At 45.9% G+C, this 12,414-nt stretch carries 11 protein-coding genes; 1 reads left to right on the top strand and 10 read right to left on the bottom strand.

The genetic code is table 11. From position 1 onward, the window contains the following. Nucleotides 1-16: 16 nt before the first annotated feature. The 5 genes from ACQY6I_RS12690 to ACQY6I_RS12710 form a co-directional block, all read right to left on the bottom strand. Nucleotides 17-1,411 (bottom strand): hypothetical protein, encoded by a 1,395-nt coding sequence (locus tag ACQY6I_RS12690; protein ID WP_428241856.1) that lies wholly within the window; start codon nt 1,409-1,411, stop codon nt 17-19. Nucleotides 1,412-1,425: 14 nt separating this feature from the next. Continuing rightward, nucleotides 1,426-2,028, bottom strand: a complete 603-nt coding sequence (locus ACQY6I_RS12695) for an LPP20 family lipoprotein (RefSeq protein WP_428241857.1) — start codon at nt 2,026-2,028, stop codon at nt 1,426-1,428. A gap of 178 nt (nt 2,029-2,206) precedes the next feature. After that, entirely contained in the window at nt 2,207-3,436 is a 1,230-nt protein-coding gene (gene serA, locus ACQY6I_RS12700) for a phosphoglycerate dehydrogenase (RefSeq protein ID WP_428241858.1), read from the bottom strand. 138 nt (nt 3,437-3,574) lie between these two features. Further along, the gene (locus tag ACQY6I_RS12705; protein WP_428241859.1) at nt 3,575-4,810 is read right to left on the bottom strand and encodes a GGDEF domain-containing response regulator; all 1,236 of its coding nucleotides are present in this window, start codon (nt 4,808-4,810) and stop codon (nt 3,575-3,577) included. A gap of 248 nt (nt 4,811-5,058) precedes the next feature. Beyond that, complete coding sequence (locus ACQY6I_RS12710) at nt 5,059-5,946, bottom strand: LysR substrate-binding domain-containing protein (protein WP_428241860.1); 888 nt, start codon at nt 5,944-5,946, stop codon at nt 5,059-5,061. A 107-nt stretch (nt 5,947-6,053) separates the two neighbouring features. Here ACQY6I_RS12710 and ACQY6I_RS12715 point away from each other — a divergent pair, with 107 nt between their 5' ends. Then, nucleotides 6,054-6,827 (top strand): ferredoxin--NADP reductase, encoded by a 774-nt coding sequence (locus ACQY6I_RS12715; RefSeq protein WP_428241861.1) that lies wholly within the window; start codon nt 6,054-6,056, stop codon nt 6,825-6,827. A gap of 53 nt (nt 6,828-6,880) precedes the next feature. On the opposite strand, the gene ACQY6I_RS12720 is transcribed toward ACQY6I_RS12715, so the two are convergent. The 5 genes from ACQY6I_RS12720 to ACQY6I_RS12740 all read right to left on the bottom strand — a co-directional run bounded on the left by ACQY6I_RS12720 (nt 6,881) and on the right by ACQY6I_RS12740 (nt 12,412). Continuing rightward, nucleotides 6,881-7,732, bottom strand: a complete 852-nt coding sequence (locus ACQY6I_RS12720) for an ABC transporter permease (protein WP_428241862.1) — start codon at nt 7,730-7,732, stop codon at nt 6,881-6,883. A 10-nt stretch (nt 7,733-7,742) separates the two neighbouring features. Continuing rightward, the gene (locus ACQY6I_RS12725; RefSeq protein ID WP_428241863.1) at nt 7,743-8,984 is read right to left on the bottom strand and encodes an ABC transporter permease; all 1,242 of its coding nucleotides are present in this window, start codon (nt 8,982-8,984) and stop codon (nt 7,743-7,745) included. Between the two features lie 91 nt (nt 8,985-9,075). After that, a complete protein-coding gene (locus tag ACQY6I_RS12730; RefSeq protein WP_428241864.1) occupies nt 9,076-10,128 on the bottom strand; it encodes an ABC transporter substrate-binding protein in 1,053 nt (350 codons plus the stop codon). A gap of 200 nt (nt 10,129-10,328) precedes the next feature. Next, on the bottom strand, nt 10,329-11,435 hold the full coding sequence (locus tag ACQY6I_RS12735) for an ABC transporter ATP-binding protein (RefSeq protein WP_428241865.1): 1,107 nt from the start codon (nt 11,433-11,435) through the stop codon (nt 10,329-10,331). A 497-nt stretch (nt 11,436-11,932) separates the two neighbouring features. Next, on the bottom strand, nt 11,933-12,412 hold the full coding sequence (locus ACQY6I_RS12740) for a YbhB/YbcL family Raf kinase inhibitor-like protein (protein ID WP_428241866.1): 480 nt from the start codon (nt 12,410-12,412) through the stop codon (nt 11,933-11,935). Between the last annotated feature and the right edge of the window lie 2 nt (nt 12,413-12,414).

Consider the following 12,414-nt stretch of genomic DNA (forward strand, 5'->3'; position numbering starts at 1 on the left):
ATTCAGTTCACTCAGTCTAATTTAAGATAATCGCTTGCGGTTTCTGGGACTCCAGGGCAGGCATTAACTGCCCGGGGCCAGCATTCAGATAAGACGGATCCAGCAAGACATAATCATTACCACTTAAACTGAGAGTATAGCCTTTGACCTGTTCATCCCTGTCCAGCACCGCCAGCGCCAGATGATTCGGAAAGCGTACCCCGATGATGGTTTCCGGAGCAATTGCTTTTAAGACACCTTTGAGGAAATAACTGCGATCCTCACAGTCAGAATATGGGTAGAACAGCATTTCCTCAGCCAACAGATAATTTTCTCTGCCAAACTGTTGCTGATCAGTCTGATATGGGAAGCCCTGCTGCACCATTGCCAGCAAAAACCTCCAACGCTGCATGCCAGACATGTGTGCAACCAATGGCCGCAACTGCTGACTGACCGCCTGTTGCAATGAGTCAGGCCAAGGAGTATTGAGATAGTCCTGAAGCTGCAATTGCGGATAAACCTTGGCATGCTCCACCCTATAAACATTATAAGGTAATACCATATGCCACTGGCTCTGCTGGGCAGTAAACTCGATTTCCCGATCACGCCACTGATCTCCAAGATAAAGCTTGGGATGCATTTGCATGTTCAGCGGCTGCAAATCTGCAAAATCAGCAAATTCCGGATACGTCTGAAGATGCAGCACCGCATTACCCTGAACACCAAAAATAAAGTATCGCTTTTGCCCTATCCGAATAAAAGGAACAGCCACAGGAGTCTGTAAACTATTATAACCGACATACCATATTCCCCGGCCTTCCATCAAACGCAAATCCAACCCCAACTGCACCCCCATAAACCATGTCCAGGCAGATCGAGCATTGGGCTGAACCAATACTTGTTGTGACAACTGATTGAGAAAAAACAGCATATCCCAATCATTCAGAAAGTTGGTCTGCTTGAACACCGACAGGGACCGCAACAACTCCGGTGTTACAGACTCAGCCATGGTTTTCCACCACCCTGATAAGTCTGCACGGCGGGATACTGGTTTTCTTAATGATGCTGGAATATCAAACCCGGTATCCAGTCCATAAAATTGCATTTTCACAATATAGGGAGAGGGTTGTGGGGCTTCTGGCTGGGAAGGTTCAACAGGCCGAAAGTCAGGGGTCAGGAAGTGCTGCTGGGCCTTATTGGTGTCGGCTGGCAGGGCGGGTAGCTGATCCGGTTTGGGCAAGGCATCGGGCATAATGGTATCAGCATCTTTGTCAATCCAGTCCTGCGACAACCATTTGGCAAATTCAAGTTGTTGTTGGTCGACGTAATGGTTGAAAGCCTGCTGTTGCTGAGCCAGCCAGGCCCGATACTCCTGATTAGCCAGCGTCTGAACAGTGACCAGACTCAACAGGCATGCTAACAGTCTGATCACAGGAACGCCCCGCCTCACTTGGTATTGGCAATTTCTGTAGCCAATTCATCAAAACCCTTCTGAGCTTTGAATTCCTGCCAAAGAGCTTCATCGTTGCCCATACTGGTCAACAATGCTTTTTGAGCGTTATAAGCGGTGTTTTTTTCATCTATACCAACCAAAACATAAAGATAACCATTCGGACTGGTACGGTTACCAATGATACGGCTCCCCAGCAGGGTTTGATCTGTCACTACTTTGGACACAGATGTTCTGACCTGATCGACGGTCTCGCTATCTGCCACACCGGTCGATTCAACATACTGTTTGACCATATTCATGACATGTACTTCCATTTGTTGTGCCAATCGAACTCTGGCAGCAGTGGCGGCCTGATCCTTCATGAAATCATAACCGGCCGCCGATGGGCTGGCGGAACCAACTGCTGAAACGGGATATTCAGATACAGGTTCGTCACAGACCCATCCTGGGGCTGCAGCGTTAGGGGAATCAGGGAAAGTACAATCAGTAAAGTATTCTGCGGTCTGTTCAGTTTTTTGTTCTTGTTTCGAAGCACATCCATTGAACAAAACAAGCACCAGCAAAACAGGTGTTATAACCTTCATGGCATTAGACATAGCAATTTCTCCATTAAGCATGCAAATCATATAAAGTGAGATGAATTTAACACTAATTCACCAATACTGAATGAGATCTGAACTGTAAGGAAGTGATAGAGGAATCGCAAATTCAGGAAAAATTCTGCGCCCGGCAGACTCGCTCAACGCACGCCTGCCAAGCACCAAAACTTCAGGATCAGAACAATATTCTGGCTTTGATAGTTCCCTTAACATCACGGATCATCTGAAGCGCTTTTGGCCCACAATCCTGGTCAACATCAATCACCACATAGCCTACATTATTGCTGGTTTGCAGATACTGACCGCTGATATTGATGTTGTTTTCAGAGAAGATACGGTTGATCTCTGACATGACTCCCGGAACATTGTGGTGAATATGCAACAGACGGTGTTTACCCGCATGAGCCGGTAACGCAACCTCAGGAAAGTTCACAGCGGAAATAGAAGTGCCGTTATCTGAAAAGGTTATCAGCTTATCGGCAACTTCAACACCAATATTACGTTGCGCTTCGACCGTTGAACCGCCAATGTGCGGGGTTAGAATGACATTGTCCAACCCTCGTAGCGGTGACTTAAATTCATCATCGTTGGTTCTGGGCTCTACTGGAAACACATCGACAGCAGCGCCCAATAATCTATCCCGATCCAAAGCCTCCGCCAGCGCATCGATATCAACCACAGTACCACGGCTGGCATTAATGAAAATGGCGTTTTGCTTCATATGTGCAAACTGTTCGGCACCGATCATCCATTTTGTGGCAGCTGTTTCTGGAACATGCAGACTGATGACATCTGACACCTGTAACAGCTCTGGCAGACTGGCCACCTGCTCAGCATTTCCCAATGGCAATTTAGTCACAACATCATAGAACTTCACCTTCATGCCCAGACCTTCTGCAAGGATACCGAACTGGGTACCAATATTGCCGTAGCCGATAATCCCCAGTACCTTACCTCTGGCTTCAAATGAGTTTTTGGCATTCTTAAGCCAGCCACCGTTATGACAGGAGGTGTTACGTTCAGGGATACGGCGCAGCAGCAGAATAGCCTCTGCCAGAACCAGTTCCGCCACTGAGCGGGTATTGGAATAAGGGGCATTAAATACCACCACACCGGCTTCTGTGGCTGCAGCCAGATCCACCTGATTGGTACCAATACAAAAACAACCGACGGCCACCAGTTTCTCAGCGGCTTCGAAAACTCTGCGGGTCAATTGGGTGCGCGAGCGAATACCCACAAAATGAACATCTCTGATCTTCTCGACAAGAGCATCTTCTGACAAAGATCCGCTAAGGTATTCGATATTTGAATAACCGGCGGCTTCAAAAGTGTCCAATGCAGACTGATGCACGCCCTCTAGCAACAGAATACGAATTTTGCTTTTTTCAAGAGATTTATTGCTCATAACGACCAGTTTCCAAGCAGGAGGTGAATGAAGGGCGCGAATATTAGCATAACTGCCAGACAGGAAGGATATGAATTATTACCATGAAATCATGAAGAATTTGCATAGCCGGGCGTTTGATTCGACCGGCGAAGAAGTTCAGATACTGAGAATATGGGAGTCTGACAGTAAAGAGCTTTTATCCGGATAGCTCTTCTGTGCACCGCTGGAGAGTTCGACCACAATAAAGTCAGACTGACGATCAGGCGCCATGAGCAAAGACAGATCATCCGGCACGATACCTGTCTCTGGCCGAACGTCACATATGACAATATCCGGATGGACCTGAGTGATGATTTCGTTACATTCCTCCTGATCAGACGAAGTAATGATAATGGACTTGGAGGTGAGCACCTTGCCGATGGACTTAATGGTTTCAGGTTCACGCGAGACAATCAGCGTGGTTTTCATTTTGTTACTCTGTTCAATAACAGCCTGAGCCCGTCCACGATTCTTAGCTTTGTACAGTTGTTCATCCGCTATTTTTATACAATCCTGTAACTCCACAAGATTGCGGTCAGGCACAATGACACAAACACCAATACTCAGCGTGACATGATCACTGACCGCAGAATACTCATGGGGAATAGCCGCCTGATCGATTGCTGCCATTATCTCATCGGCAATCATCTGTGCGCCGTTGGCATCACAGTCCTGCAACATAATGATAAACTCTTCGCCACCAAAGCGTGCAACCAGATCGGTATTCCGTCGGACGATTGACTTCAGCACTCTGGAAACCTGTTGAAGACAACTGTCTCCCTGCAAGTGACCATAATTGTCGTTGTAAACTTTAAACTGATCGATATCCATCATCATGATCGCCACAGACAATGCCATACGCCGGGCTGTCTCAAACTGATCAACTGCACGCAGATTAAAGTAACGCCGATTGGACAGACCTGTCAGTGGATCTGTTTCGCTTTGTTCTGATAATTTACGATTTAATTCATGGAGATTGGCCTGCATGTCAGCAATGCGTTGCATGGCAATAATTTTAGCCTGCAACAAGGTCTGGCTGACTGGCTTAACCAGATAATCATCGCCACCGGCATCAATCGCCTTAAGCACGCTGTCATCACTGGAGTTACCCGTCACGAATATGATGGGAACCCAATGATCACACAACGCTTCGCGAAATAGCATAGTAGTTTCATAACCATCCAAGCCTGGCAATTCAATATCCATGATAATCATATCAATGGACAGAGAACCTACCATCTGCAAAGCCTCTTCTCCTGACTTCGCAAAAACAGCGCTATGTCCTAATGAAGCGATCATAGTCTTCATACCGGCTCTTAACGTAGAGCTGTCTTCAACAACTAATATCTGCATAGGTCAGGTAAAAAAAATCCATATAATTCCTTTAACTGTCCGCCTCGAAACCCAAAAAAAATTACCAGGCAGGTTATTGTTAACCTTAGCATTGAAATTCAAAAAAATCCGACAACTACCCTGCAATTATTTAATTATTAACCCGACAACCAAATGCTCCGTTACAGCTTGACGGTTAGCAGGAGAGCCCAATGCTCACCATTGGGCCAGGGGATCAGCGCTTATGCAAAACTTGTTGTCACAAGAAATTATGACCCGGTATGCTGGCGACACAGTTTCAGCCACTCATGCATTCCGGCACTCATATACTTTTGTTTATGCCAGACAAAATAAAAACGTCGGTAAAAGTCATATCCCTCAAGCCAGAGAGGCACCAGACTTTTACGTTTGAACGCTTCCACCAGAGTGATTTTCGACAGACAGCTAATACCCAAACCTGCCTCCACAGCCCTCTTGATCGCTTCAGTGTGCTGCAGCTCAAGACAGATATTCAAACCAGGAAAAACATCCTGAAGACAACGCTCAAACGTCTGTCGAGTGCCTGACCCGGGCTCCCGCATAATCCAGTCAGCTGTCAGCACATCCTGCATGTTGAGCTGAGGTCTACTGGCCAGCGGGTGATCCGGCGCACAAAATATCTGCAGGTGATCTCCCGTCCATGGACTAACTTCCAGCTCTGGATGGCTGACCTCCCCTTCTATCAACCCCAGATCAATCTCATACTGCAACACTTTATCAACAACCAGACGGGTATTGGCAACGTCCAGGGAAACTCTGGTACCGGAATGCATTTCCATATACTTAGCCATCAACGATACGGCAATGTAGTTGCCAAGGGTCAGGGTTGCGCCGATTCTGAGGTTTCCCGGTCGGTTGTGTCCCTCCAGAAATTGATCCATTTCTGCGGCATTTGCGAGCAGCGCTTCTGCCTGCGGTCGTAAAAGTTCTCCAAATTCATTTAGCTTCAATCGCTTGCCAATGCGATCAAACAGTAAAACGGAATACTGTCGCTCCAAATCCTTCAAAGCGCCGGATGCCGCAGATTGAGACATAGAAAGGCTCTCTGCGGCCCTAGTGATGTTTTGATAACGGGCTGCAGCCGTAAATACCTGGAGTTGTCGTAACGAAAATTTCATGTCAATAATCTGTTTTTCCGATATATATTATCAATATTACTTATTTTTCCCATATAAAGTTTTCATATATAGTGCGGTGAATTTCTAACATATATGGGTATTAGACAATGGCAAAAATGGTTCAGGAAACGGTTACCCATGTGCATCACTGGAACGAAACGCTGTTCAGCTTTCGCACTACCCGTGGTGATTCACTCCGTTTTGAAAATGGTCATTTTGTGATGATTGGGCTGGAAGTTGAAAGTCGTCCACTTATGCGTGCGTACAGCATCGCTAGTCCAAATTATCTGGAAGAACTGGAATTTTTCAGCATTAAAGTCCCTGATGGTCCACTGACTTCACGACTCCAGAAAATCAAAGTCGGAGATTCGGTTCTGGTTGGCACCAAACCAACCGGCACCCTGATCAATGGGAATCTGTTACCAGGCAAACACCTGTATTTGATAGCAACCGGAACAGGCCTTGCACCTTTCATGAGCATTATCCAGGATCTGGAGGTGCTGGAAAGTTACGACAAGGTTATTTTGACTCATGGCGTCCGGTACACCTCTGAGTTGGCATATACGGACTTTTTGACCAAAGAGTTGCCTGAGCATGAGTATCTTGGTGAACTGGTACGAGAAAAACTGATCTACTACCCTACGGTCACTCGTGAGCCATTCAAAAACCAGGGGCGATTGACAGACCTGATGACCAGCGGAAAACTATTTGCTGATATCGGTTTGCCCGAACCCACCGTTGCAGATGACCGCTTCATGATTTGTGGAAGCCCATCCATGCTGAAAGACACAGTGAAAATTCTGGAAGACAGAGGCTTCTCAGAAGCCAAGCAGGGAAATCAGGCAGAATATGTCATTGAACGCGCATTTGTAGAACAGTAATTACCATCCCTGGTCAATGCAGAGACGAATCAGCTCTGCATTGACCAAACATCTTATACCTGCCCACCTCGAATTCTCTGCCCTCGGGCGCGCAAATATTCCATAGTGAACAGTAAAAGTGCAGAAACCACCACCAACAACGTGGCAACAGCCAGGATGGTTGGGTTTATCTGCTCACGCAAACCGGAAAACATTTGTCTGGGTATCGTAGTCTGCTGAGGTCCGGCCATAAATAACACAACAACCACTTCATCAAACGATGTCACAAATGCAAACAGTGCCCCTGAAATGACTCCAGGACGAATCAACGGCATAATCACTTTAACGAAAGTATAGAGCGGTTTTGCTCCCATCCCCATCGACGCATTCACCAGCGAATAATCGAATCCAGCGAGTGCGGCATTAACAGTGACCACTACAAATGGCGTACCCAATGCCGCATGGGCGATGATGATTCCCAAATGGCTACCTGCAAGTCCAAACTTACTGTAGAAGAAAAACATCCCGGCAGCCGTAATAATTACCGGTACAATCATCGGTGATAGTAAAACGGCCATAATGAGACGCTGATACGGCATTTTGGGGTTGGTCAATCCAACCGACGCACAGGTTCCTAACACGGTAGCAATCAACGCCGCTGAAATTCCGATGTAGAAACTGTTTTTAATTGCCATCAGCCATTTTTCATCATGAAGAATTTCGGCATACCAGCGCATGGAATAAGCGTCCGGGTGCAGTGACAGCATCTCTTTAGTAAAAGTGAAATATGGTTCAGCATTAAATGATAATGGAATCACGACCAGAATCGGCAGCATGAGAAACATCAATACCAGCCAAGCTGTCAACTTAAGTCCATTGACACCGAGTTTGTGCCAGATCGTATAGTATTTAGGATAATTTGCCATACGCTATACCTCAGCCCAGCTTCAGGTTGCTGACACCAACCAACCGGTCATAAAGCCAATACATCGCCAGAATCAATACCAATAGCAGAGAACCCAATGCCGCCGCCAGTTCCCAGTTATTGGAAGACTGCATATGGAACGCAATCAGATTACTGATCATTTGCCCATCAACACCACCAACCAGTGCTGGGGTAATGTAGTAACCGATGGAAATTATAAAAACCAGCAATGCCCCGGCACTGAATCCTGGAGTAGTCATCGGTAGATAGATACGCATAAAAGCTGGTATCGGTTTTGCCCCAAGCGACAGAGCCGCGCGGAAATAGCTTGGATCAATTCCCTTCATGACACTGTACAATGGCAAAATCATAAATGGCAGCAGAATATGTGTCATGGCAATAATAGTGGAAAACTTCGTATACAGAAGCTCCAGTGGCTCAGAAATAATATGCAATGACTGCAATACAGAATTGATAACTCCGTTCGTCTGCAATAAGGCCATCCATGCGGTAGTACGTACCAGCAGAGAGGTCCAAAATGGTAACAATACAAATACCATCAGAACATTTGCAGTCCTTTCCGGAGCATTGGCAAGATAATATGCTAACGGAAAACCTATTAACCCCGTCAGCAAAGTAATATAGAGTGCAATTCTAAGACTCTTGAGATAAAGATCGGTATAAATCTGGGTTTTTCGCGATACCACCTTCCCATTACTATTGCGTTCCATATCAACAGCCGTCAGGTAATAAGCACCGGTAAATACATTTCCTGCCTTTTTAATGGCACGCCATAAATTGGGGTTAGACCATCGTTTACTGGCACCCAATAAAGCCTGATCTCCTTCGGTTTGCAACTTAACATCATCAAGCCGGCTCATTTTTCGGGCCGTGGATTTTATCAGACTGGATGCTCCAGGCGACGAACGATTAATCTCTTCTGCCAATTTGCCAAACTTCTTAGTCTTTACCAACGTTTTCAGTTCACCAGCAAAAACCTGTAATGCATCCGGTTCGGGAATCGTATTGCTCGCTTCGTCCCAGCCTTTCAGTTTCTGCAGCGTGGCCGGAATAAGTTCCGCGACAACCGGATGATACACACTGCGAAACAACATGGTTCCAATCGGCAACACAAAAGAAACAACAATAAATAACAGCAATGGTGCGACAAACAACAAAGCAGTTCGTCGGGCCTTTCGCTGAGTCCGGTCAAAGGTTCGTTTTTCTGATTGTGTTAGTTCAACCCCAGACATCCAAATTTCCTAAATAATGTATGTTTTCTGAATCAATCGACAGTCCAGAGTTTCTGCAACCCGGACTGTCGACGCTAATCGGCAACGTAGATTATTTCAGCAACCACTCATTGAACTTTTCACCCAATGACTCGCCATAATCGGCCCAGAAAACGCTGGACGCATGCATGCCTTCGTCAAGATGAGCAGATGGCAGTTTGGATACCAGGTCTTTTTCAACATAAGCGTATGAAGACTTACGGGTTGGACCGTATGCAATGGAAGGCATTGCTGCCAATGGCTTGGAGCCAGTCGCAAAACGGATGAAGTCCTCAGCCAGCTTTTTATGCTTGGAACCTTTAACAATGGCCCAGACGTCAAGATCGTATACGTGACCGTCCCAAACCATGACAAACGGCTTTTTATCTTTCTGAATGGCATCAAAGAAACGTCCGTTGGCAGATTGAACCATTACAGCACCACCATCATTGAGTAATTGTGGAGCCTGAGACCAACTGTCAAACCACACGATATCATTTTTGATACTATCCAGTTTGGCAAACGCACGGGCCTGTCCTTCTTCGGTTTCCAACATCTCATACACCTTGTCAGCCGGAACACCATCTGCCAGCAGAGCCCACTCCATATTCACCTGAGGACGCTTACGCAAAGCGCGTTTTCCAGGAAATTTCTTGGTATCAAAAAAGTCTGCCATGGAGGAGGGATGTCCACCACCGATGGTTTCTGTGTTGTAAGCATATAGAATAGTCCAGACAATCTGAGCAACCCCACATGGGTTTTCCAGCGCAGCAGGACTGAAATCTTCTTTAGCTGGCGTACCATCATCTCCTGGAGGCAGGGTATCCATTGGGAACTCCTCCAGTAGTCCTTCGGAGCAAGCCCGTTCCACATCAATAACCTCCATGTCGATGACATCCCATAAAATGTTTCCGCTCTCTACCTGAGACTTCAGTTCTGCAACACCGCCGGAATAACTTTCAAACAACAATTTGTTGCCAGTTTTTTCCATAAACGGTTCCAGCATGGATTTCTGCTGTACGCCACCGTATGCACCGCCAAATGAAACAACCGTCATCTGCTCAGCCAAAGCCGGCAGAGCTGTAGCCGCCAGCGACAAAGCAGCAATTTGAGCAAATCTCTTCATATGTTACGTTCCTTTAGTCTAGTTATCGTTTTTTGCAACTTGAGAAGATTTTTCGCATCTTCAACAATCTGCCAGCGGAACATGGATGTTCCGACAGGATTAATGGTTATTGCAGCATCAACCCTGAACGAAAAACAAAATCGCATGTTTTGTTTTTCATGTTTTGAAACACGTTTTCAACAAACGACAAAGCACCTTGACTACGGCTTGTCCAAAGCCAAACCATTCTTGGTATGCCAAGTCAGTTCAGCTTTCTGGCCCGCGACAAAATGGGGAGCTTCGTGATCGTTCAATACTTTCACCATCAGTTCGGCACCATTCGCCAACTTAAAGAAATAACGAACGGAATCGCCAACATATAACCGGGTAATAAATTCCGCCGACACGACATTTTCATATCTTCGGTCTGCGGACACAATGAACAGCTTTTCAGGTCGTATAGCCAGCGCACAGGGCTGCCCCACAGCAGGACAATTAAGGGTCGCATCTGAGTTAATGACCGAACCATCAAAAAGTTTTATGGTTGCCACACCATCGTTAATTTGCTGCACCGTACCAGCGATATGGTTGTTTTCACCAATAAAATCCGCCACAAAACTGTTTGCCGGACGCTCATATAACTCTGCTGGAGGGGCACATTGCTGAACCACACCATCATTGAAGACGGCAATACGGTCAGACATGGTTAATGCTTCAGTTTGATCATGAGTCACGTAAATAGCGGTAAAACCAAACTGTTCGTGTAATCGTTTGATTTCAAACTGCATTTGCTCACGTAGGTTTTTATCGAGTGCACCCAGAGGCTCATCCATTAACACAATGCTGGGCTCAAAAATTAAGGACCTGGCCAGCGCAACACGCTGCTTCTGTCCACCAGACAACTGCCCCGGATAGCGATCACCGTAACGACTCAACTCCACCAGATCCAGTGATGCCTGCACGGCCGTATTTATGTCTGAGGAACTCATCTTGCGGACTTTAAGAGGATAAGCAAGATTTTCTGCAATCGTCATGTGAGGGAATAATGCATAGTGCTGAAACACCATGCCAATATTTCGGTGATAAGGCGCTATGTCCTGAACAGATCTACCATTAATTTCAATACTTCCGCTTGTAACATCCTCGAAACCGGCAAGCATCATAAGACACGTTGTTTTGCCAGAACCTGATGGTCCTAGCAGAGTCACAAATTCACCTTTTTGAATGTCCAGGCTGAAATCCTTAACAACCAGATTTTTGTTATCGTAGCTCTTCTTAACGTTCACAAACCGGACATACTTGTCATCTTCGCTAAGCACTGCCGTCACAGTAATACCTCTATTATTATAATTACCCTTATATAAAAGACATCTAAGGCCCAATAGTGGACAGAGTCTTTATTGGTTATGCATCTGGTTACGCTGTTATACAACTTCCATGCCTAGATAGCCGAAACAATGGTTATAGTGTTTTCAACCAAATACCCCCCCAAAAAAACCATATTTGTTTTGCGGTTTCACAAAAAAAAGTTTTTTTGTACATCTGGCAAAATTTCAGCACCTGTGAAATGTAAAAGCATCCAGGTTTCTGACCTTATGCACCCCAAATTGGTGCATATTCCCTGTTCCAATCAGTAACAATTATTCAAGCACTCAGATCAATAAGTTCTTAATTACACGAAGATATACAGAGATACATGAAACGGCAGCGTGCCAATGGAAGACCTTAATCATCCAATACAACAACCAAAGAAGAGTATTCATAGATTGGAAAAAGTATTTGCCCTGAAGCATTTATCAGGTTTTCAGGGCAAACAATGAACTATTCAATCGCGCTGATAGGTACCAACCAAACGATTCATACCAAGAGCATAAGGCTCTACTGCGTCCAACAATTGCCACAGAGTCAGTCCGGCTGGCAATTTTGGTGCATCTTTCAAAGCAATTACCCAAAAATAGTAATGATGAAGCCCATGACCATTGGGAGGCATGGGTCCGGTATATCCTGTGCTACCCGCGTCATGAACACCTTGGGTAAACAGCTCTGTCGCCTCCTCGAGGTGGGTGACATCTGCGGGAATGTTGTACAGCACCCAATGAACAAATCCGTAACTGCCGCCTCGAGATATCAGGGGTGCATCCGGATCATGGCAAATGACAGCATACCCATTTGTGCCATCCGGGGAGTTTTTCCAGGATAATGATGGCGAAACATTTTCAGCCTCGCCTGTATGTTTTGCAGGTATTTTTCCGACATTATCAAAAGCATCGCTTTGAAGTTGCATCGCTGATAGCGCAAAACCCATAA

Source organism: Gynuella sp. (assembly GCF_050297175.1).
Taxonomy (GTDB): domain Bacteria; phylum Pseudomonadota; class Gammaproteobacteria; order Pseudomonadales; family Natronospirillaceae; genus Gynuella.